The sequence below is a fragment of the Aquimarina sp. BL5 genome (assembly GCF_003443675.1).
Classification (GTDB): Bacteria; Bacteroidota; Bacteroidia; order Flavobacteriales; family Flavobacteriaceae; genus Aquimarina.
In genome coordinates, this window is the sequence record NZ_CP031963.1 from 4222814 (window position 1) to 4249661 (window position 26848).

Sequence of the window (26848 nt, forward strand, 5' to 3'; positions counted from 1 at the left end):
GTACTGTAGAAGTCATGCATTTAGTGTGTTGTTAAAACTGTTCGCCTTTTCCAACATTAGGGTTCATCAGATTATTGATATCAGTATTTTGAATCTGTCCGTTCATATCCATATCGGCATTGTGATAACCAGAACCTCCTAATAACTGAATCACAGAATTAATATCAGAATTTTGAATCTGTCCATTTTCATCAAAATCTCCAGAAGTCATGGCAAAAATTCCGTTACCCATATCAACAACAGCATTTATTCCTCCTGAAACGGCATTGCTGCTTGAGGATAAATCAACTGTAGTAGCAGTACTTGATAAATTGATAGCAGAGGAGGACATAATACTTAAATGATTTCTGTGTTTCACAACGATGTAATAATTACCAGAAGGGACACTAAAGGAAAGTGGAGTACTTCGATCATCGGTTGTTGCTACAATATCACCATCACGTTGTAAAATTCCTGACTGTTGAGCGACAATGATACTTATGTCATTAGCATCTCTTAATTCTACCCAAATCCAATCCACCATAGAATCTGATCCTGCATCATCTAATTTTATAGCGTCCGAAATGGTAGCATTATCACTGTATGGACTTGTTGTTGGAAGCATTGTGCTAACACGTAAATCATCACGCATCAGGCTTTCCTCTCCAGAATTTGGATTGGTAAACGCTCCTTGAAGAAAAACAGTAATATCAACATAAATATCACAAGAAACCTCGTTAAAACTGGTATGATCATCAACCCCTAACCAATTAGTGGTGCTATAACTAGCATCATCTACTTGAATACATGTTAATTCAGTATTTCCTGTTGCAATAAAATTCGTTACATTGGTATTATTTCCGTTTCTAATGTCTAAAGAAGTCAAACTATTGTCATTGACTGTAATCGATACCAATCCTATTTGATTTGAAAAATCTAATTCAGTAATTGAATTATTTTGACACCAGATGGAGGTTAATAAGATATTATTTGAAACATCTAAAGCTGTTAAATTGTTATCTCCACAACGAAGATCTAGTAGAGCAGTATTTGATTCAACATCTAAACTGCTTAAAGTGTTATTGTTACACTCCAAATACGTTAATGCTGTATTATTTGAAATATCTAAAGTCGTTAAATCATTAAAAGAGCATACTAAAGTATCTAAGTTTGGACAGTTACTAATATTTAGTACTGTAAGAGGCGTAAATTTTGTAATAACTGATGTGAGTTCAGTGTTATTAGAAAGATCTAAGCTTGTAAAAGTATTACTGGCACAATTCAAGGTTTTCAATGCAACGAAATCTTCAATACCTGATAAGTTGGCAATGGATTTTCCTACAATGGTTAAATCTTCTACAACTTCGATCAAAGCAGTTGGTACTTGACCATCATTAGCTGTATCATCATACCCTAACGCAAATAACTCTGCTTCAAAGTTCGCATCTGGAATGACGGTATAATCACAGTAGACTTCACTAAATATTAAACCGCTTGGAATATTTGTCCAGTTGGTAGTACTGTAGCTAGAGTCATCAACTAGAACACAGTTCAGGTTAGGGTTGTTTTCAATTTCGAAAGTTGTTACATTAGTATTATTACCATTTCTAACATTTAAATTACTTAAGCTTGTATCGTGTGCCCAAAGTTTTTCTAAAACACTTTGATTACTTAAATCTAAACTTGTAATACCTGTATCATTAATGCGTAATGTTTCAAGTTTATTATTAGTAGTTAAATCCAATGATAAAACATTTGTTTCATCTACACGTAGTGATCTTAATTCAATATTATTAGAAAGATCTATAGAGGTTAGAGATGTTTTATAGGCTGAAAGTATTCTAAGTTCCGTATGAATACTCAAATCTAAGGTTGACACACCAGAGCTATAGGTGTACAACTCTCTCAATTCAAGATTATTACTTAGATTTAGGGTAGTTAATCCACCATTTCCTTGTACCCAAAGATCTCTAAGGTCTGGATTATTGGATAGATCTAAAGAAGTAATTGCATTAGAACCAATATTTAAATTTCTTAAAACAACATTTTTAGATACATCGATTGAAGACAGACTATTACTATTAATATATAAATGCTCTAATAGGGTATTTTGACTCACATCTAAAGTAGTAAAGTTATTTCCTCTAGCGTTTAAAGTTACCAAAGCCGTAAAATCTTCAATTCCGGTTAATTCATCGATACTAAGGTCATTGACAGTTAAACTTGTTACTACTTCAATTAAAGCAGTTGGAACTTGTCCGTCTCCTGAAATATCATCATACCCTAAAGCTTCTAATCTAGCCTCAAAAACTGAATCAGGAATTGATGTGTAATCGCAATACGTATCGCTAAAGCTTGTTGTAACATCAACGTTAGTCCAAGTTGCGCTGCTGTAAGTCTCATCGTCTACTAGTATACAGGTTAAATTAGGGTTTCCTGAGGCGCTAAAACCACCATTTGGAATAGCGGAATTGTTGCCATTTCTTAAATCTAACTTTTCTAAGACACCATTGTGTCCAAAAAAACCTACTAAAGATGTTTGATTGGTTAAATCTAACTCTGTAATATTTGTTTCCCAAGTACGTAGAGATTCTAAAATGGTATTGTATGACAAATCTAGCGATGAAATTGGTGAACCATTGATCCAAAGTGTTTCTAGTTTTGAGTTGGCTGAAACATCTATACTCGTCAAGGCGGTATTCATTAATCTAAGAGACCTTAAAACTGAGTTTTTACTTATATCTATGGAAGTAAGATTAATACTGTTAGCCTCCAGAAAGTCAAGTTGCGCGAGATTGGTGATGTCAATTGTTGTTATTCCTGTTCTTGAAAAGTCTAACCTTGTAATTAAAGGATTGTTTGATAAATCTAATACGGTGAAAAGATTATCATTTAGGTCAAGAATTTGTAACTGTGAGTTTTGTGTAACATCAATAATAGCAATTTGATTAAGTTGAGCATATAGCTCCTGTAAAGCAGTATTACTTGATAAATCTAATGCAGTTAAATTGTTGTTCTCAACATTTAAATCGGTTAAAGCTACAAAATCTTCTATTCCTGTTAAATCTGAAATGGTCTCATTACTTACGTTTAAAGTTGTTACTACTTCTATCAAAGCTGTAGGCACCTGCCCATCACCTGAAATATCGTCATACCCCAATGCTTCTAATGCTGTTTCAAAGTTTGCATCAGGGATAGCTGTATAACGACAATACGTCTCGCTAAAGCTTGTTGTAGCATCTATAAGCGTCCAGTTAGTATTGCTCCAAGCAGCATCGTCAACCAAAACACAGCTTAAATTAGGATTATTGGTTATATTAAATAGATATGAAGCAACATTGGTATTATTACCATTCTGCATATTTAGGTAACTTAAGTTTGCATCTTTGGCATTCATTGTAGTTAACCCTGCTTGATTTCGTAAGTCTAAGCTTTGTATACTTGTATCGTTTATTCGAAGTTCCGTTAGACTTGTATTATTGGATAGGTCCAATACGGTAATATTAGTAGTGAACAGGCGTAACAATTCTAGCGCTGTATTCGTGGATAAATCTAAAGATGTTAAGGGCGAGTCATTAGCTTCCAGATTTCTTAACAACGTATTGTTTGTGGTATTTAATGTTGTAATGTTGGTTTCAGAACAATCGATTTCTTCCAAAAGAATATTATTACTAATATCAAAATTGGGTAGATTCGTATTTCTTTGAATATACAATTGCTTCAATGCAGTATTATTGGATAGATCAATAGTGCTTAAATTATTAGAAAACAGGTACAGGCTTTCTAGTAAGGTATTATTGGATAGATCTACTGTTGTTAAATTATTCTGAGCCGCATTGAAATATGCTAGTTGCGCATTTTCAGTAATATCAATTGTAGTTAGATTATTTCCATTACAGTTTAGATAGGTCAAAGCGACAAAATCCTCAATACCTGTTAAATTATTAATATTCCTACCATCTACATCCAGACTAGATATCACTTCAATCAAAGCAGTTGGTACTTGTCCATCACCCGAAATGTCATCATAACCTAAAGCTTCTAACTCAGCTTCAAAATTAGCATCTGGAATGGCAGTGTAACGACAAAATGTATTGGTAAAAGTTGCGGTACCATCGATATTCGTCCAATTCGTAGCGCTCCAAGTAGTATCATCGACGATAATGCATGATAATGAAGGGTTTCCTGTGGCTTTAAAATCTGTATTTGGCATATTAATATTATTACCATTTTTAAGATTTAAATAGGTAAGATCATTATTTTCACATTCTAAACGCACTAAAGCTGGATTATTAGATACGTCAAGGTGTGTAAAACTATTATCTGCAATTCTTAACTGGGTTAACGCTGATAAATTAGAAACATCTATCGTATTAAAATTTACGCGTTCAATAACGATAACTTCTAATAATAGATTTTGCGAAACATCTAAACCAGTCAAGGCTGTATCTTGAAAATATAAAAACTTAACATTAGGGTTACCACTGATATCTATACTTGTTAAATTCGAGTTACCTCTTAGGTTGATGGTTTCCAACAATAGATTATTTGATACATCTACTGTGGTAAATAAATTGTCTCTAAGATTTATAAATGTTAGATCTGAATTTTGACTTACATCAATTGTCGTCAATTGGTTGTAACGCCCTTCTATAGAAGTCAAATTGGAAATTGTTCCTAAATTTAAATTCGCAATACTATTATTATCAAAATTCAGCGTTTGAAGGTTTGTATTGCTACTAAGATCTAAGCTGGTTAATACATTGGTATCCAGATTTAAATCTGTAAGTGCTACGAAGTCTTCAATTCCTGTTAGATCCCCAATGTTTTGATTACTAACGTCTAATGTGGTTACTGGTGCTACTAGAGCAGTTGGTACTTGTCCGTCATTGGCAATATCATCATAGCCTAATGCATATAATACAGCTTCAAAATTGGTATCTGGAATGTCCGTGTAATTACAATAGGTATCGCTAAAACTCATTGTACCGTCAATATTCGTCCAGTTAGTGGTACTATAAGCTGCATCATCTACCACTACACAGTTTAGATTGGGTGTATTATCAGCGTGAAACTGTGTGAAATTTGTATTATTTCCATTCTGAACATTTAGAAAATTAATAGGTGAATTATCTACATAAACGTGTATTAGACTACTTTGATTAGATAGATCCAGCGTATTTATATTGGATTGATTTACTCTAATAATTCTTAAGTTTAGATTATTACTTACATCTAAATCTGTAATTCCTGTATTGTCTAATCTTAATTGATCTAATTGGGTTAGGTTTGAAACATCTAATGCTGTTAAGAAATTATTATTGTATAACTGTACATTTCGTAAAAGTGGATTACTACTAAAATCATAACTAACTACATCCGTATTGTATGCATTTAATGTCTCTAAATTAGGATTATTACTAGTGTCTAGCGTAGTAATATCATTATATAAAATGTCTAATCGCTTTAAAAAGGTATTATTGGAAATGTCAATTGAGGTTAAATCATTAGCCCCAATAATTAAAGTTTCTAATACAGTGTTTTGAGATAGATCTATACTGGTAATATTGTTAGCGTTAGCTTTTAATTCTTTTAAAGCTAAAAAATCTTCTATCCCTGTTACATCGGAAATATTTTTATTGCTTATATCCAAAGTAGTTACTACTTCAATTAAAGTGGTAGGTACTTGTCCATCTCCGCTAATATCATCATAACCTAAAGCTTCTAATGCAGCTTCAAAATTCGTATCAGGAATAGTCGTATAGTCGCAATATTCTTGATTAAATGAAGAAGCAGGATCTACGATAGTCCAGTTAGATGTGCTATATGCTGTATCATCAACAAGAATACAGCTTACGGGTGTACCGCTTGTTTCGAAAACGTTCAGATTTGTATTGAAACCGTTCTGAATGTTTAAGCTTGTTAAACTTGTAATATTTTTAGCATAGAAATATCGTAGTACCCCATTATTAGATACATCTATTGTATCTAAATTAGTATTATCTATTTCTAAAATTGATAGATTCAAATTGCTACTCAGGTCTAATGAAGTAATTGCTGAACCTGCTACATCTAACCAATTTAGATTAGTATTTCCACTTGTGTCTAAGCTTGTAAGTCCACAGTTGGTGCAGGAAAAACGATCTAAAGCTGTAAGATTTGAAATATCGATAGTAGTTCCAAAATAATTTATTCTAACATCTTCTAAAACGGTATTATTCCCGAAATTTATAGTAGAAAGAACAGTATTGCTTGTCATAAATAACAATTTCAAAGCAAGATTATTAGATAGATCTAAAGTTGCAATATCATTACCATTGGCTTTTAACTCTTCAAGAGCAGCAAAATCTTCGATACCTGTAAGATCTGTAATATTCTTACCGGCAAGTTGCAAATCAGTAACTACTTTAATTAAATCCGTAGGTACTTGTCCATCACCAGAAATATCATCATAACCAAGAGTTTCTAAAGCAGCTTCAAAATTAGCATCTGGAATAGTAGTATATGCGGCTTGATTTACAATTACTGTTCCTAAATCTAAAATACACGAACCCGCATTATATCTTGCTTTCAGCTCATATGAACCTACCCCAAGATTAGTTATTGCACCCGTTAAGGCATTATCATTAAATGTATATGGAAAGGTTGTTCCTCCATCGATACTGAACTGAATTTCAGTTCGTGTGGCTTCATCACTAAAGTTGAGCGTTATCGTTGCATTATTTTGACCAATAAAAGCTTCAGTAACTTCCGTAACCGAAGCGGTTGGAGTTATGGTACTCGCCAAAGGCACAAAATGAATTGCTCCAGAATTAGAAGGTGAATCGTCTTCATTTTGCCCTATAAGTAAATATGGATGTGAAACTGCTACTGCTCTGTTTGAAAACTCATCCCATCCACCACCAGATGTTAATTTACTGAGTTGGGACCAGGTATTGGTTCCATCATCTTTAAAAATATATACCGCATCTCCATTAATTGTTCCTGCTCCCCAAGTACCCACATATAAAAATCCATTTTCTATAGCTACATCTGTTCCAAAACGTTGGTCATTAAAACTATCTTTATCTGTATTTTGAATCATAACTCTATTAGAGTCTAGATAATCACCATTACTATCTGCTTTATAAACATAGACCCTTCCTTGATCTGCTGCAGCTGTAGAAGATACTTCAAAATTAAAAGCACCAATAGCCAGATAATCTCCATCTACGTTAATACTGCAACCAAAAGCTTCTGAAGTTTGTGTTCCTCTTAAACGATGTGTCCTTGACCAAGATCCATCATTTTCCTGATCCCATATCTGTACTGATCCCGCTGATGCATTACCTACAGAAGAATAATCATATAGACCACCTACATACGCACGACCACCTTTAACCAAAACATCATACCCAAATTGTGCTCCTGAATAATTAGATTGTACTTGAGGTTCCAACTTAGTTTCTGTATAAGTAAAAGTATTGGTTCCATCATTTTCATATAAATAAGCACATCCGCCTGTACAGCCATTTCTAGCTCCAATTAAAATCAAATTTCCTTCTATGGAAACGGATTCTCCAAAACGATCTCCAGAACTTCCATCGCTCGGTTCAAAAACAGCTACCTCAGTCCAAGTGCTAGAACCATTATATTCAAATAAATAAGCAGCTCCAGTATCTACTGCCGAAGCATTAGTTTGTGATTTTGCACCAACTACTAAATAATTTCCTTCAATTGCTACAGAAGATCCAAAATTATCGCCTGCAAAACCATTACTAGCTGTTAGTGTTGTTTGCTGTGTCCAGTTACCAGCTCCATCATTAGTATATAGATATACTTTACCAGCTTCAGTCCCGTTGGTACGAGATACTGTAACTGCCACATTACCATCTATAGCAACACGCTCTCCAAATCGATAGTTTGAAGTAGCATCACTAGCCTTAATTTTTGTTCCTCCAACTTCTGCTGTGGTAAATGTTCCCGTAAATTTGGTTTCGTCTAATGAACAATCTGTTTGTGCATTCGTACATATTGTAGTAAGAAAGAGTAATAGTAGGAGTAATTTTAACTTCATACTAGATAGATTTTGGGGTTAATATTTTTATTTTTTACTAGGTATTTATTTGTTTTTTGCTACGACTAGATACGCCTCTAAAAGTGTTGCCAATTTTTTATTAGTAGCACACAATCATTAAGTACACTTGATGAAAAAGTATATCGTTAGTTTTATTTTTTTTGTTTATCCATATTAAAAACAAATAAGGCTAGCGCTCTTATTCTGTTGCCAAAATTATGGAAGAAACCTTGCTTGTTCCAAAAAATGAAGGGGTGCAAATCCGGGTGCAATATTTTAAAATATTGATATTCAATAACTTAAATTGATTTATCTGTAATGCCTAGGAAGTGAATTATGGTTCAAATTTTAATCAAAAACTGGTAAATTTCACGAACTCAATATGTGTATTTTGTGAAGAATTCGTCTTTTTTTATCATATTTGAGACGAATTAGTAAGCAAATTTTGACATCATTTTTGACCAGTTCTAGATAAGTCTTTTAGCTTTTTAATAAACTTGAAATTGAATTGTCTGATTAGTATTAATCCAGTTTTTTATTTTAGCAATAATATCGTTAATTTCACGGTATCAATTCTTTTCTAAGTAATGCGAAAACTGATTTGTCTTTTTCTGATTCTTGCCTCTTGGTTTTCTTTTTCCCAAGAAGAAGATCCTAGGTTACTTGAACTCAAAGAAGCTATACAAAATGCGGACAACGATTCTCTTAAAATAGTTAATTATTTAAGGCTAAATAAATATTATCATTTTCGTGATTTAAATAAAGCAGATTCTCTTTTAAGTAAGATTTTAGTAATGCTAGATACGGTTAATTATGATTCTCGAATACATCGCGGGCAGATATTTGATAGAAGAGGAGTTATTTCGCGTATAAGAAGTAATTATCCAGAGTCATTGCTCAATTATAACAAAGCTAAAGATATCTATGAAGAAATAAAGGATACCAATAAATTAATCAATGTGAACACCAATATTGGTAATCTATATGATTATCAATATGATTATGTAAATGGTGCTAAATATTTTAAAAAATCTATTGAGATTAATACAATACCTTTCAAGGAACAACTAGGTGTAAGCTACAGGTTACTTGCGGGTAATTATAATCACAGGGAGATGCGGGATTCAGCTTTTTACTATTTAAAGAAAGCTAGAACAATTTTTAAAGAGACAGATGCTGATGTTGAATATTTTGCTTCTAATATTCAGTTTGTTAGGTATTCGTTGGATGATTTGGATGAAAATGACTCTTACGATGATTTGATTAAAATGACTAAACAAACTATAAGTTTTTTTAAAACCAAAGGGCACAAACATTATTTAAGTGAAAGTTATCGTGATTTAGCAGATATAAACTTTCGGTTGAAGAACTATACCTTAGCAAAAAAATATACTGATACTACTATTGCTATAGCGAACCAAATAGAAAAGAAACACCTCGAGTCTAGGGCATATAAATTAAGAAGTCAGGCTAATGAAAGGCTGGGTAAATTCAAAAATGCTTTAAAAGATTTTCAAGTGTATGAAAAAACTCAAAATGAAATTTATACAGAAAAGAAATCTAAAGAAATAATTAGGATAGAGGTTGCTAATGAATTTGCAAAGAAGAAGATGAAGGATAGTATTCTGTTTGTTAAACAGAAGGAAATATTAGTTTTAGAAAAAGATAAGGCTTTAGCTCAAAATAAATTTATCGGCTTATTAAGTTTTATTGGTCTAGTAATAACATTCTTTGTGATTAGAGGTCTTAGAAAAAAATGGTTAAAAGAACGTAAGCTAGGAGAACAGTTTGAAAGGAAGTTAAAACAAAGTGATGAAAAAATTTCGGTATTAAACTCTGAAGTAGCTACAAAAAAAGAGGAGGTGAATCAACTTTTAACAGAAACGGTAATTCATCTAAACACTAAGGAAAAGTTAGCAGAAAATTTGGCAAAACTATCGCAAGAGGAAGGGGATGTTACTCTTAAAGGTATCATTGCAGATTTAAAGGCAGACAAATTAGAAGATTCAAAAGTATTAATACTTAAAAAGAATATCGAAACATTGAATTATGATTTCTTAAAAACTTTAAAAAATCTTCATCCTAATCTTACCAAAACAGATATTGAGGTTTGTTCTTTTATAAAAATTGGTCTTTCACGAAAAGAAATTTCCAGCCTAAGAAACACAAGTTTGGATGCTATCAAATCTACCCGTTTTAGACTAAAAAAGAAGCTAAATCTATCCCAGAATGATTCCTTAGACGAGTATATTCGATCCTTATAAACTCGCATATTAGTACGTTTTTCTCATTGTATAACCATGTAAAGGGTTCATTAGAAACACCTAAAAAGTATTGTAAAATATGGGTTTTTGATTATTGCACCCTCATTTGCACCCTCAAGTTTTTTTAATTTCTCAAGTTTCGATTGTTATTTAGCGGTGTGAAAATGGAATCCTCACGCTATAGTTGTTTTGAAAAGTTTTTTATATAAAAACTACTTATCTAGAATATGATAAAAAAACAACGTATAGTGTTATTTGTGATGACAACTTTTACCCCAAAAAAGAAGTGAGAAATTAAAAAATAATTGAGAATGAGAATAAAATTACAATGTACACTATGGATCCTTTTGATAAGTATATTAGGATATTCACAAACGCCACAAGGATTTAATTACCAATCTGTAGTGAGAGATGCTGCCGGAGATATATTAGCGAACACTACCATTGGAATAGAGTTTAAATTACACCAAACCACCACAGATGGCACTGTGGTGTATACAGAAACCCATACACCAACTACAAATGCCTATGGAGTTTTTGACTTAATCGTTGGGCAAGGCACTACTACAATTGATTTTTCAACTATTAATTGGTCTTCAGATTCTTATTTTTTAGAAGTTAGTGTGGATACATCAGGAGGAACTAGCTATACAAGTATGGGAACCACACAATTATTAAGCGTTCCGTATGCGTTGCAAGCAGCACATGCTACAACTGCCGAAAATGTTTCAGGACTTGAAGCCATAGATGAAGGAAACGGAACAGGATGGCGTTTAATAGGTTCAAATTCTGATAATTATGGCGATATAGGAGATGCATCTATAGATTTAAGTGTATCAACAAATGCAAGCACAACTAACGGAGCTACAGGTGTAAGAAGTATCGCTATAGGAGGAAATGCTAGTGCTCAGAATGATCAAGCCATTGTCATAGGGAATTATGCCACTGCAACAGAAACAGATGCGTTTGCTATAGGTACAACAGCTTCTGCAACCGAAGTAAGTGCCGTTGCCATTGGTAAGTTAGCAAATGCTTCTGGTGTTGGTTCTGTAGCACTAGGTAATGGCTCAACCTCTCAAGGTTTTGGTTCTTTTGCTTCAGGATTAGGTTCAAATGCTGTAGGAAGTAATTCGGTTGCTTTAGGACAATTTGCTATCGCAAATGGAGACTATGGATATAGCTTAGGGAGTGCCACTATGGCAGATGCATATAATAGTTTTGTAATTGGAAGACATAATATAGGTGGAGGAACCACAGACAGCTGGGTAGAAACAGATGCGTTGCTAGAAGTAGGAAATGGAGAAAGTGCCACAAGTAAATCAAATGCGTTAACCATTTTAAAAAATGGAACGATAACAGCGCCATCATTTGATATTACTGAGATAACAGATAACAAATCACTTATTACCAAGGAATATGCAGATACAAATTATGCAGGGAATTATTCAGCCACAGAAAATATTAGAACTAACGGTAATTGGATTTCTAATGATGGCGGTGATGAAGGTTTATTAGTGAATTCAGGAGGAAGAGTTACTACGTCCAACAAATTATATCTAGGAAGCAATATTAATCTAGCTACTCATTGGATAAATGGTGATGGAACAAGCAATAATGGAATTCAATTTGATGCCAGTGGAAATGTGATCACATCTGCTAAAGTTTCTTTAGGTGGAAATGTGCAGTTAAATAATAACTGGTTATCAAATGATGGCGATAGTGAAGGGATACGTATTACTGATGATGGAGTTGTAGTTTTAGGAGGAAACGTAAGATTAAATAATAAATGGTTTTCTAATGATGGAGGTGATGAAGGTATCGTAATTGACGATGCAGGAAATGTAACCTTTTCTGGGGAATTAGCTGTAAACGGAAATATTAAGTTAAATAGTAACTGGATTTCTAATGATGGTGGTGATGAAGGCTTACAAATTGATAATAATGGGAATATAACTACTTCTGGAGATGTAACTTTAGGAGGAAATTTTGACTTTGGCGGTATACTAACATCTAGTTCAGAAAACCAAATCTTCGGGTCTTATGATGATACTGGTAATCTTTCTAATCTTAGTAGAAGAAATGTCATTATTGGACATCAAGCTGCAGAAGGAGCGCAATCTGGAGACAGTAATGTGGTTATTGGATATTTTGCAGGATATAACTTACAGGGAGATTCTAATGTACTTATAGGAACTGCTGCAGGAGCTGCAGGCGGTGGATTCTCGAATCGTTTATACATCAGAGATTTGATCTATGGAGAGTTTGATAATAATTTCTTACAAGTAAAAGGAGAATTAAAAGTTGATGAAAACATCGCAACTGATGGAAATGTAATTATTGACGAAGACGGTGATGATCTTTTAGCAGCTGGTGCTACCAGAGGAGTAGAAATGATATCATTAATAATAGACACGGATGGCTCTATTAATACCAATGTAACAGGTTCAAGCGGTATTACAACCTCTCTAAGTGATGAAACATATACAATCGACTATAGTGGATATTTTTCAACGCTTCCAGCTGTAACAATTACGTGTATTTCAACTACATCAAGAACAAGAATTGGTCAAATTATTACTCTTGCTCAAGGGAAAGTAACCTATAAAGTTAAAAGTGAAAATAATAATTCAGAAACTGATGCTATTACGGTAGTAAATATCGTTGGAAGAAGATAATACTAAAATTATGAAACAGTACATAGTTATCTTAACCTTGTTATTTTCGGGTTCTTTGTTTTCCCAAACTTTAGAACGTAGTGTCATCGGATCCAGTGGTAGAACATTGAGCAATACCAATGCAAGCCTAGATTTTACGGTTGGAGAATTGGTAATTGCAACATTGTCTAATGGAACCACAACATTGAATCAAGGATTCCATCAAGAAGTTATCATATTACAACTTAAACTTTCTCCTGTTGTTTTTCTGCAAGGACCTTTGGTAACTTCAGGAACCGTTATCATGGATGATAGTTTACGAAGTAACGGTTTACTTCCCGCAACTAGTCCGTATGCAGATAGCGTAACCTGTGAGGCAACGGTTTTTGATATCACTGGAAACAATGCTATTATCGATTGGATTTGGATAAGCTTACGTGATAAAAATGATCCAACAGTAGTACTCGCCAGTCAATCTGGATTGCTACAAGCGGATGGAGATATAGTAAGTGTTGATGGAATATCAGCTTTAGAATTTGATTTGCCTTCAGATAGTTATTACATAGCAGTAAATCATAGAAATCATGTAGCAGTAATGAGTGCGAATACCGTTGCTTTAGGCACATCAACTGTAACTAGTATAGATCTTAGTGATGCTACAGCTTCTGTATTCGGTGGCTCAAATTCGGTAGTGGATATGGGTAATGGAATTTTTGCGATGATTGCTGGAGACTTTGATGAAAATGGACAAATTCAAAACACAGATACGAATGTGGTGATACAATTACTTGGTATTTCTGGCTATAGTAAAGCCGATATCGATATGAATGGTCAGGTGCAGAACTCAGATATCAATAGTATTCTGAATACGAATATTGGTAAAGGAGTACAATTTTAACTATCCAAAATTATTAACTGTATAGGATACAATTTCTATGAACTATAATGATGTAAAATTTACTTTTTTGCTCGGTTATTTTTACAACTGAAGGTAACAATGTATTTAGGTTAGACGAGAAGTAATTGTTACCCCAAGCCAAGGTTTTAAAAAATCCCAATTAGAAATCTTCCTTGGATTTTAAAATATCACGAATAAAAACTAGGATTGAAATATGCATTAAGGACAATCTTATAGAGCTATTAATACTGTAGCATGGGTTTTTATAAATAACTCTAATTCATATAAATAGTAAATAGAATGGTTAGATATTTCAATCTCTCCCGCTACTTTTTTTATAAGCCTCTGTAAACAAATGATTTACAGAGGTTTTGTTTTTCTTGACGCTCATTAATAATTTAATAATCAGTTATTTAAAAGTTCGATAAATCAAAAAGTCCTGATTAGGTTGGTAAGAAAACACGGATCAACATCAAAATTTGTGTTTAGGCAATATTCTGGTTAATCTAAATAGGAAGAATTCTACATTTTTGACTCCTCTGAAATAATCACTCATTACTTTAATACAAACACTTCTATTGATTGGATCCCTGTAAAAACAATTATGTCTGCATTAATCGAAGCTGGAATTTTTAAAAAGGATGAAAAAAAGGGGTTGCCAAAAATTGTGTTTATGCAAATATTTTGGTTAATCTAAAGAGGAAGAATTCTACATTTTTGACACCTCTGAATTGCGCTCTTTTTTAGTACTCTTTATAATTTTTAAGTCTGAATTTTTACTTAATATCTTGTCCTAATTCCACAATAATATTTGTGAGTAAATTCTAAATGTCGGAAATAGTATAGCACATCGATTTTACAATACTGTTTTGTCGGAAATCTTTACAGATTTGTCGGACTAGTACTAGTCTCTAGATAGCACCCCTATTACCTTTGAACTTTCAAAAATCAATAAATCTTAACAATAAGGTATGATAAAATCTATATGGTTTCGAGTATTATGAAAAATAGTAGTAAAAGAGTTCATCAAGAAGAAGTTTGATACTGATATAGTCTAGTTTATTAGTCATTGTGATTACCACTTGATTTTGAAACCCGACTCCAGCCATACTCTTGATTACTAAAAAAAGATGAATACTACTTTTCATTATTCTTAGAAATCAACAACCATATTTTTGTGGTTTTACTAGGTTTTTTGTGCCCATCTTCCCCAATTTTTATTTGTTTTTTTGAAGCATTCTAGATTACCAGATAAAATAAAAGCAATTATTAAAAGAGAGACCTCTTTATTAAAAAGGATAAGGTATGCATACAAAATTAAGGTCTATTTCGTTTAGGCACCCTAACAATGTAAGCTGTTATCACCTTCTTAGGATAAATGTCTCTTAATAATAATCATACAATTCTAATCTATTAATTAAATTCTTAAAACTAAATCATGAAAAAAAGTATTAAAAAAAGGAATGTATTCTTAACAGCATTATGTATAGCAGGAGGCATATTTACGGCTCAATCTCAGGAAGTAGGAAAAGCTACGGGTCATAACTATGATATAATCGTAGCTAATTATGATAGATCAAATCATTTTGGTCAATTTAGAATGCAAAATTCTAATAATAAAGCTTTCACCTTTTCGAATTTCTCTAATCGTATGTCATTATCATATACCACGAGTGCAAATTTCAGAAACAGTGGCAAAGAAATTTTTACAGTTAAAACTAATGGAAATACGATAATGAATAACGCTTTTGCCGGTAATGTGGGATTTGGTGATGGCTGGGCAGGTTTTACTCATAAATTGCAAGTTAACACTACAAACTATGCGCTATTAGCACATGAATCAGGCTACAGGACGCTTATAAATAAGAAAGATACAGGTGATGGCTATATTGGTTTTAGAGTAGGTAATCAAAATAAAATGGTGATTGCTAATAATGGTAATGTAGGGATTGGTACTTCGTCTCCTAGTGAAAAGTTAGACGTGGTTGGTTTCGGGAAGTTTAGAAATAGTGCAAGTAATTTTCTGGAGTTTGGGCATGGAGGATCCGATAGTTTTTTAAACTATAATGGTGCGGGAAGTTTGGTTTTTAGATACGAAGGAAATAGCCTTATGAGCCTTACCCAAAATGGTCAATTGATTATAGGAGCGTCTCAACTAAGTTCTAATAATGACATACTAAACATTTCTGGAGGTGTAGAAACAGAAAAAATGATATTGGGACAATCTGAATTAAGTTCATCTACCGAAAATGAGAATACCTTGCTAACGGTTTCTGGAGGAGTAAAAACTGATAAAGTGGTTTTAAATATTGGTTCGTTTCCAGATTATGTATTTAACGGTGATTATAAATTAATGCCAATCGAAGACGTTGCAAACTATATCGCTAAAAACAAACATTTACCCAATATCCCTTCTGAAAAAGAAATGGTAGCCTCTGGAATGGACATAAGTATGATCAGTCTAAAATTGGTAGAAAAAGTAGAGGAATTAACCCTGTACACTATCCAGCAAGAAGAAAAATTAAAAATACAAGAAGAAAAACTAACAGTACAAAATGATCTTATCCAAGATCTCAGCAAACGATTAGAACAATTAGAAAACAAATAATACTGTTAAAACCTTTCAAAAATGAAACTAACAAAAACACTATTACTAGCCTTGGGGATGTTACTCATGTACCAAGCCAAGATGCATTCTCAATCTCATGGCGCTGCATCAGGTAAAGATCATGACACATGGGTCGTTAATCAAGATCGATCCAACCACTATGGCCGTGTGAAATTATATACAGGAAGTAGTGCTTTCACTCTTTCTAATCATAAAACCGATTTTAGATTAGACTATATTGCAAATACTAGTAGTTGGAATAGATTTGGAAAACCTGTTTTTATGGTAAATCCAGAAGGAAATGCAGAGATATTTGGGGATATTAATATCAGAAAGAATGCTCGAATCAGAGGGAATGCTCGAATCGATGGAACAACTGATATGTTTGGTGATGTTGATATTAAAAAAAATGCTCAAATCAGAGGGAATGCTACAATCAATGGAAATATGCTGATAAAATCTACGTATATAGGAGATGTTGGCCATGGTAATAGTTGGGCTGGGTTTTCTCATAATGATCGAAAAAATCAAACGGATTATGGATTCTTAAGTCATGCCAGTGGGAGTATGACCTTAATTAATAAAGCGGATACAGGTAATGGATATATTGGTTTCAGAGTTGGAAATATAGATAAAATGGTACTTACTAATGCAGGAAACCTCGAATTAAAAGGAGGGGATATCGAACTGAAAGGAGGAGACCTGAAAATAGGAACTTTACAATTAAAATCCATAACCGAAGAGGGTGCCAGTACCCTACTCAATATCTCAGGCGGTGTCAAAACGGATAAAGTGGTGCTTAATATTGGGTCTTTTCCCGATTATGTATTCCAAAAGGGCTACAACCTGATGCCGATCGAGACCGTTGCCAATTATGTAGCCAAAAACAAGCATTTGCCCAATATCCCTTCTGAAAAAGAAATGGTAGCCTCTGGAATGGACATGCGTATGATCAGCCTAAAACTGGTAGAAAAAGTAGAGGAGTTAACCCTATACACCATCCAGCAAGAAGAAAAATTAAAAGCACAAAACGACATTATACAGGCTCTCAGCAAGCGATTAGAACAGTTAGAGAACAATGTATCCAAGCAATAGGTTACATTATTAAAGATATTATTAAAACTTATATACAATGAAAACAATATACACACTCCTTCTATTCCTTGGTTTTGGAATGCTGGTACAGGCACAGGATTCAAAAGTCGTGGTCTTATACACCGAGCAAGGAGATCAAAAACAAGTATTTAATATCGACAAGGCTAGTAATACGCTAGTCCTTACCGAAAAAGACAAGACAGAACAAGATGGGCTTTTTGATGCATTTATCATCAAACCTTCTATAGAGCATCCTGGGGCAGTATATCTTATCGCTGCACAAGAAAATCAAATGTTTTTGAAACGAAATGGCGATACCCTGGAGTTTAAAGACATTCAGGAGGAAACCTCCGCTGTCGATCGTGACGATTACGAATGGGAAATTCAATATTCAGGATTCCCATGGATTACTATAAGTGATCCTGCCAAGCCAAGAAGTGTCATTTATAAAGAAGGAAACACGCTAAGAGTTCAGGAAGTTGCTATCGCCGATTGGGTACTAGCCAACAATAATGATCCAAAAGGAGAGCCCTTTCGATACAAAATCAAAAACATCACTAATACATTCTAGCATAGGACATGTTCTTATACTCGGAAATTTATAAAAAACTATACAAATGAAAAAAACATTAGCAACAATAAAGCTGCTTTGTTGGATAACCCTTTTATGGCTTTTTCAGTGGAATACTATGCAGGCACAAAGTACCAATGCAGAAATCTCTACACTGAAAATGTTGGGAGAATCCAACTATAACGTACACCTTGATACCAATATCGGATTAAAAAAGATGCTACTCGATGCAGGAGCAACCGGACAAGCAACCCTAGAATTCTGGACCCAGTTTCAGAACAATACGCAATCCTTGGTACTTACCAATGATGCATCTCGCCAAAAAGGACTTACGATTGCAATCCACTGTAACAAAATCACCCTAGTAGGTGAAAATGCCGAAAACCAGGCGGTTACATTACCGATTGCAGACACCGAAGCGTACTGGCAGCATGTAACGTTTGCCTTTTATAAAATCAATAATCAGGGACAATACAATATCGATGTTTATCTCAATGGTAATCGGGTAAAAACCTTCAATACCATAAGCATTACTGCTGACTATGATCTGTACTTTACCAAAGGACGAAAAAATGACACCGTACTTTTGACAGAAATCAGAGCCTGGAACGTAAAAAGAGCCGCAGAAGAGATTCGCAATAATATGTTTAGCTCTTTTAGACAATATCAAGAATCGGTTCTGGACAATGAAATCAACAAAGGTTTGGTGGCTAATTATTCTGGTGATGCACAACCTATGGCAGAAAATCCATACTTGCCACAGCTTACCAACCTACAATGGAATAATACCATACAAAAAGAAGGTTTTCCTAGCTATGGGACTATTGTATCCAACGTAAAAAATAATGAATTAGATATTAATATTGCTTTTATCAATACTACTGTAGGGAATCCTATCGACGCGTTGGATGAAATTGTAATGTACGCTTCCAAAGGAACTTATGAGAGCAAAATAGAACTTTCATGGTTTCATATCGATGCTTTATCCAATTACCAAATATTGCGAGATGATGTCGAAATCGGATCAGAGAATAATGTGGATCAGCGTAATGGAACAAAGCTCTCTTTTACCGATCCCGAAGCCTTACCCGGAACAATTTATATCTATAAAATCAAAGGTTCCAACGCCGATGGATCAAATCAAATATTGGGTAATGATACTGGATTTATTTTTCCAAATGGAACCTTAGCTGGAAATATCAAAACACAATCCAATGTATTTGTGCAAGATGTTGGTATAGCGATCGAATTGGATAGCAATGAAAGTATTCACGGTACTGCTTTATCTTTTGCACCAAATACTGACAATATCACTTTTCTAGATCGAAATCTTTTTACCGATCATGACGAACTTACGATTGAATTCTGGTACAAACATGAGGCTACAAATAGTAATGCATACAATACTGTATTTCAGTTGGACGATACCGCGATCCAAATTAGCGCAAGCAGTGCTGTAGTCCAATATAATAATCAACAGCCAGAGTTTTCATTGGGTACACCCGATGATCAATGGCACCATTATGCCTATACTTTTGGACGTGATGGTATCGAAGTATTCAAAGATCAAGAATCTATAGGAACACATGCTACCCCTTTTCAATGGAGTGCAACCACAGAAGATTTTAGCTATTACCTCAATGCCGAAGTACAGTATGCCTATTCTCTCGATGAGTTTCGAGTTTGGAAAGGGAAAAAAGATGGAGCAGGCATCAAAAAATACGGTCCTTTTGTATCCGATGGAGATGCACCTGATTTGTTGATCGCTTATAGTATGGATCTTCAAGGTGCCAATGAGCTGTATAACCATGCGCGAAGATCTCGTGGATCCTATCTTGGAACAACCCAAGATGATTTGGTGTATGTGAAGCAACCCTCAACCTTAAAATATGTAGCCTTTACTGATGAAAATGGAAATTATGAATTCAGTACAATGTTTAGTGCTTCTTCTCTTGGAGATACATATACTGCGAAAGCATTTAAACCTAATCACGAGTTTAGACCTCCAACTCGAGGATTTACTATAAAAAAATCATCCATAGTAACTGATTATAGCAAAGTTGCTGATTTTACCGATATCTCTGCATTACCTATAGCCGGACGCATATATTACAATGTGAATGATGAACTATTTCCTGTGCCTGCGGGAAGGCAAATTGCTATCGATGGAAATCCACAAGTAGGTATTGGAGGTGGCTTATCTAGTGATAATGCTGGAGTATATAGTGTTTCCTCTTCTTTAGGAAATCATGATTTTGAAGTGTTTAACCCAGAGTTAAACCTGGATCAAACCTTACATAGTCTTAGTTTTTCACCCATAGAAGCTGATGATGTGATTACTAGTGGTGGTCATGCAGTTTCTAAAAGAACTGTAAACGCCAGCGATCAAGGTCTTACGTTTTCTGGTTTTGTAAAACCTTTTATCTCTGTAGTTTATCCTGATTATGTATCCGAAAAACAAACCTTGTTTTCTTGGGGAGACTATGCTATTGTCTTAAAAAACAATGAACTTATTCAGTTTATGCATAATGGAGTACTTCAAAAAGAAACGATAATTCGTAATAGTACTGCGTTCACTTTCTTTGCTTTAGCTATTGATAAATCAGGAAATTATGGATTCATGGTAGATGAAACCTACAAAGTTGGACGTATTGGTTCTTTTGATCTTCGAAATAGTTTACTTAATCTTGGCGCATCGGTAAATACCGCAACAGGTGCAGTAACTCAAGACAATTTATCGCATCTGGCACTGATACAGTATAGAACGCAGTCTTATTCAGAAGCACAGTTACTTGCCATCAAAAATGGAGAGATCATTGATGAAGATGCAACCGCTTTAGAATTATCTTTTGAATTTGATCAAGAAAAAGGAAACAGAGCGATCTCCAAAACTGTAGCAGGTAAAAACAACTACTTACAATTGATGGATAATACCACCACAGACGCTACTCAAGTAGTATCCTATACCAAAAAATATCGATACACCTATCAACCCGCCAATCCACGTTATAATCCAAAACAAGACAGTGCAAAATATACGATCAATGTTTTTGAACCACTGACCGAAGTAGATTTTGAAATGGAAGATCGATATGGTTTTGTTGGAAATATCGTAATTCCATGTGATAACTCCATCGGTGTTTGGACAGGTACGATTATACGAACCGATAGTAGATCTCCAGAATTTAAGAAAGAGATTAAACTCCATCATTTTGATACTGATAATAAGATATTTACGGTCGATGGGCTTATCCCTGGAAAATATCAGGTAACCATTACCAATACTGAAGATACTTCGATAACGCTTTCTTCTCCAATTATTGACTTGACCAAGGGATGGAAAAGTTATGATTTTGAGTACCGTGCACCTTTATCTACAGAAATTAAGCTATATGTAGTCAAAGAGGATAAGGTGTCCTTGCCGATCTCAGAATTAAAAGAAGAAGATTTCGATCTTTTACAAAAAGCATGTGATAATGATTTTTATATTCTTGGGGAAGGAAATCCAGTTTTGATGCAAGTCAATGTTTTTGAACAATATGGTGAAGAGAAGTGTCAGGTTTCTGATGCCAAAGTGACCTTTTCGGGAAGCTTGCTAAGATTACCCAATGATAGCTCCTCTATTAATGGTACTACCGACGAAGGAGGTAATGCTGTATTAACATCTTTTGCAGCATCACCGAACTTTATTGCACCACATACTAGAGATTTTACCATTGCTGTATCACATGATAACCGTGTTCTTACTCAAAAAGTATCTGGTTTGATTGAAGGAGCTCGAATGAATGATAGTGATTTTACGATTGCTGATCCTATTGTAAATTATGTACTACACGATCCTCCAGGAGATGGTAGTAGTGCAACGTTAAAAAAAGGAACCTCATCGACAACTAAAGGATTTTGGAGTGCTTCTGCTGGATATACTGGTACATTAAGCGGCCAGTTTGGAGTAGCAGTAAAACAAGATGTAGTCGCAACCGTATTTGGATTTGGAACTTCTCTTGAAGTAGCCAATGCAAATGTTACAAGCGGTGTTCAAACCGAGATTTCTGTTAAAGGGACCTATAATGGAAGTACAACGAATACGGTAACTAATACTGAGGATGTTTCTACCTCTTCTAGTGATAATCTCACTGGAAAAAATGCAGATTTGTTTATCGGTACAGGATATTTGATTACCGTTGGATCTGGAGAAACGCTTGCTTATGATACAAGTATCTGTGATGTAGTATATGCCACGAATGCCCCCGTATTCAATAATCAAATTGATAATTCATTTGTACATAGTTATTTTGATGTACAAAGAAATATCATTCCTAATCTGTTAAAAGCAATCGATAACGAGCAAGATCCAAAACAAATACAATCGTATGAAAACTCAGTGATCAAATGGATTGAACAATTAACCCGAAACGACTATGCGCTCAATATCTACAACAAAGCTGATTATGATTTTATGCAAGATCATGCTTTTCTTGTAGAACTATACAATGCCTTACCCGCAGAGTTCAATAGTTCCAAATACAATTGGGATAACTATAGAACCTTTGAAAATTTTGAAGCCAACCGAAGCTTTGACGGTGGGGGTACTACGTTTACACAGTCCATTACCAAAAGTAATACGCTTTCGAACGGAGCTAATTTTGAAAGCACCTTTGACATTGGATACAAAACCGTTGCAAAAACTGCGACTACAGGGGTAAGTGCCTCATTTGAATATACCAATGTTTTAAATACAAGTTTTGGTGGTGGTTTTGAAATTACCAACGGGGATGATACTGTACTATCGTATACCTTTACCGATAATGATGCGGGAGATCGATTTGCTGTTGAAATCAAAAGGGATCCAAACTTTGCGGTACCGATTTACAAGACTTTATCTGGTCAAAGTTCTTGTCCTGCAGAGCGCGGAACACAGATTCGAACTGGTGTTGAAATTGCAGCAGAGAAAAATAGTGCTGATGGTCTTACAGGACAAACACTAGAATACCGCATCTTTTTGAGAAATACGCAAATTGCCAGTAGTCCTCAGAGCTATGCTTTATCGCTTTCACAATCGAGTAATCCATTAGGAGCCCAGATTAAAATAAATGGCGAACCTTTTGTAGGTAATGCAAGAAACTTCTTTTTTGGACCTGACGAAAACTCCCCTACGGGAATTAAACAGGAAATTGAAGCAAAAATAGAAATTTCGGTACCAGAAAACCAAACCGATAGTGTTGTTGAATACAAAGACCTGAAATTTACGTTTTCGGCTCCTTGTGAATCACATAGTGACCTAGGTTTTACGCATAATGCAGCTGTGTATAACGAAGCAGGGATCAAAAGTATCGATGTCTTGTATCTTTCAGCTACTTTCCATGGACCTTGTATTGATAACTTAGAGATGCAAAGCCCGCAAGAGAACTGGGTTGTAAATGCAGCTAGCAAAAATAAACAAGATTTTGCCTTTACGATTTCTGGAGTAACGGTAGATAATGGTAACGTAACGCTTCCAGAAAGCTTAACGGCTATTGATATCGAATATGCAATCGCTGATAATAATACCCCAAGATTGTTACAATCGATCAAAGCAGAGGATTTATCAACGCTATATCACGATAATGCCTTTAGACTGTCAGTAGATGTTTCTGGATTGGTAGATGGTGATTATGGTTTCAGATTAGTGCCTGTATGTGGTCTTGGAGAAGAAAGTTGGAGAAAAAATATCCCAACACCATTTGCATATGGTTCAATTTCTAGAAGCGCTCCACTTTTATTAGAAACCAACCCAGCTCAAGGAGGTCTTTTAACCGAAGGGTCAATTACAGCAACGTATGATAAAGCATTGGATCCTTCTACGTTAAATTCACTTAATATCGCCTTACGTGGCACCTTAGGTGGATTGCCAAAAGCGTTGGTTTCTGCTGAGTTTAATCAGCCTAGTGATCAAATTACGATTCCGCATGGGGATTTCCTTAACTTACCTGAGGCTTATACCGTTGAGTTTTGGGTAAACCCAACGAGTTATCCTCTTAGTCAAGGAGCCAACTTATTCCAGAAAGGAAATAACTACTCGTTGCAGTTATTGCCCAATGGTACTCTGAATTATTTGAGTGGTGAACTTGGAAGCAGTACCACAAAGTCATTACCGCTACAAGAATGGACACATGTAGCCATGATATATGATGGTGCTTCTACTCTAAATATATATTTTAATGGGGTATTAGTGCATACCGATCGTGGTTTTAACGCTTTTGATAACGATATCAATACTGAAGATTTTATCATTGGAGGTATGGTTTCTGGAGAAGGATTTATAGGACTAATGGACGAACTAAGAATATGGGACACTGCAAAATCGCATAATGCCATCGCTTCATCTAATAATAAACAACTCTTAGGAAACGAAGATCACTTACGAGCGTATTATGTTTTTGACAATAATGCCCTTGAAGTATATGGATTCCAGGAAGCAGTAACCGATTATACAAATAATACTCGTGGAAGTACGCAAACAGGAATCTCATGGATCGAAGGAGACCTAGCAGCACCATTACTCAAAGAACAATTGGTACAAAATATCCCAATCACAATTGCAACTACAATCGATCAAAATACCATCATTATTACTCCGCTTAATTTTCAAGAATATTTCCTAGAAGGAGCCAATCTAACAGCAATGATTAGTGGCAACGCGGTACGAGGTGTTGATGGTAATTTGGTACAACGTCACGACTGGTCCTTTAGTATCAACAAAAATAGTGTGCAATGGGAAAAAACCAATATCAATGTGTCTCAAACTATAGGAAACACTACACAAATCAAAATGTTATTGACAAATACGGGAGGTGCTAATGCTACTTACGAACTACAAGGTTTACCAGAATGGTTAAGCAGTGATGTCACCGTAGAAAGTAACATTGATTTACCCGCAGGTTTTGAGCATACACTACAATTTACGACTTCAGCCTATTTAAATAAAGGAACGTATTATGCCAATGTTGGTGTGATTACCTATAATCAAGATGGAGTACAAACGGGATATGAGTACTTTACTTTGGAACTCGATGTGAATTGTGAGACTCCTGACTATACTTTCAATGCTTCTCAATTTGCATTTAAAAAAGAATTTGTAGCACAATTGACCATTGCCGATGCCGTATCAGAAGATCCAAATGATATTGTCGTGGCTTATTTTAATGATGAAATTCGAGGAAGAGGAAAAGTGACGAATTTTAATGGCCGTCAACGAGTATTACTAGATGTATTTTATAATCCAGGAGAAGCTGGTAACCTTACCTTTCATGTTTGGGATGCTTCAAATTGTAAAGAATATATCGGTCTTACAGAAATTTTTGCGATAGGAAATGAAAGTAGTGAAGGAACCATATCTGCTCCTGTAATTTTTGAAACAGGCGATATCGTAATAAAAAGAGTACCATTACTCTCCGGTTTTCAATCAGTTAGTTTTAACTCTGTAAGCAATAGTAGTACTAGTAACCTTAGTATCAGTGATATCAAAGGACTTAGCAATGGTGATCAAATTATGACAATTGACGGAAGCCTAATTGCTACTTTTGATGTAAATGGTATTGCCAGTGGTAATTTATCGCATCTTGATTTCACCAAAGGATATACAGTAAACTCAACTGGTAATAAGATGATGTTGATACAAGGAGTAGAAGCGCCAATCAAAACTGATATTGCCATCCAAGGTGACTATATCACAAATAACATTGGTTACATCCCTGAAGTGATGTTTAATACTCCGTATGCATTGCGCTCTTTATCAAATAGGTTTGCACTAGGAGACAGAATTTCTGGAAGAGAAGGTTTTTCTGAATTTACTGAAGACGGTTGGAAAGGAAGTTTAACACATCTTATTCCAAACAAAGCGTATAGTATCAAAATGCAAAATAATGGTACGCTAAATTATTCAGGAATCGTTGGATTGATCGATGCAAATCGAGAACAACTTGCTAAAATTGCCGCTGTTCAAGATACTGATCAAACTCTAGGTCAAGGTAGGTTGGATCTAAGGTATTTACAAAAAGCCGAAGCAAAGGATATTGTGGTAGATACTTACAAATATCCAATGACCATGTCGGTAACCGCTACTATAGCTTCTGATTTGGTAAACACTGATCAAGAATATATTGTAGTTGCCAAGTACAATGGTGAATATCGTGGTGTGGCGAAAGCGGTAGCTCATAAGGGTCAAATCGTATACTTTATGACCGTTTATGGTAATCCTAATGAAGATATCAGTTTTAAAGTAGTGACCGAGGATAAAATCTATTCCGTTGACAACACATTGACACTTGTTAAAAACAGTGATGTAGGTACGATTTCCAAAGCACATCCACTACACCTTATAGAGAATACCCTATCCAATATCAATATATTTGGAATAGATAAAAATCCAGTAACTGATATAAGTATGCTAACCATAAACCCTCGTAAAACAGATCAATATGAGGTGAGTATATTTAATATGGCAGGCATGCAGGTAGCTAGTGTATACAGTGGACAAATGACTGTAAACGAAGTAACCGAAATCAAACTGGATAGAACAGGAAATCTAGCACTAGCACATCTACCTGGTGGTATTTATCTCTGTACGTTAAAAAGTTCAGATAGGGTACAAACCCTTAAACTGGTATTAGAATAAATAAAGGATAAAATGCTTAAAAAAAAGGAACTTTGTCAGAAATTCTTTATTTTAAATCAACATTGGAACC

8 protein-coding genes are annotated in these 26848 nt (G+C 34.7%); 7 read left to right on the forward strand and 1 reads right to left on the reverse strand.

All coding sequences use genetic code 11. The features are described from left to right. Positions 1 to 31: 31 nt before the first annotated feature. On the reverse strand, positions 32 to 8035 hold the full coding sequence (locus D1818_RS17605; RefSeq protein ID WP_118460274.1) for a hypothetical protein: 8004 nt from the start codon (positions 8033 to 8035) through the stop codon (positions 32 to 34). A 587-nt stretch (positions 8036 to 8622) separates the two neighbouring features. On the opposite strand from D1818_RS17605, the gene D1818_RS17610 reads away from it, so the two are divergent. From D1818_RS17610 to D1818_RS17645, 7 genes are all read left to right on the forward strand, one after another. Next, positions 8623 to 10299 (forward strand): hypothetical protein, encoded by a 1677-nt coding sequence (locus D1818_RS17610; protein WP_118460275.1) that lies wholly within the window; start codon positions 8623 to 8625, stop codon positions 10297 to 10299. Positions 10300 to 10610: 311 nt separating this feature from the next. Next, on the forward strand, positions 10611 to 12974 hold the full coding sequence (locus D1818_RS17615; protein WP_118460276.1) for a hypothetical protein: 2364 nt from the start codon (positions 10611 to 10613) through the stop codon (positions 12972 to 12974). Between the two features lie 10 nt (positions 12975 to 12984). Beyond that, a complete protein-coding gene (locus D1818_RS17620; RefSeq protein WP_147406092.1) occupies positions 12985 to 13851 on the forward strand; it encodes a hypothetical protein in 867 nt (288 codons plus the stop codon). A 1438-nt stretch (positions 13852 to 15289) separates the two neighbouring features. Further along, positions 15290 to 16459 (forward strand): hypothetical protein, encoded by a 1170-nt coding sequence (locus D1818_RS17630; RefSeq protein WP_118460278.1) that lies wholly within the window; start codon positions 15290 to 15292, stop codon positions 16457 to 16459. A gap of 21 nt (positions 16460 to 16480) precedes the next feature. Then, positions 16481 to 17554, forward strand: a complete 1074-nt coding sequence (locus D1818_RS17635) for a hypothetical protein (RefSeq protein WP_118460279.1) — start codon at positions 16481 to 16483, stop codon at positions 17552 to 17554. A gap of 37 nt (positions 17555 to 17591) precedes the next feature. After that, a complete protein-coding gene (locus D1818_RS17640) occupies positions 17592 to 18125 on the forward strand; it encodes a hypothetical protein (protein WP_118460280.1) in 534 nt (177 codons plus the stop codon). 46 nt (positions 18126 to 18171) lie between these two features. After that, complete coding sequence (locus D1818_RS17645; RefSeq protein ID WP_118460281.1) at positions 18172 to 26778, forward strand: LamG-like jellyroll fold domain-containing protein; 8607 nt, start codon at positions 18172 to 18174, stop codon at positions 26776 to 26778. Positions 26779 to 26848 lie beyond the last annotated feature (70 nt).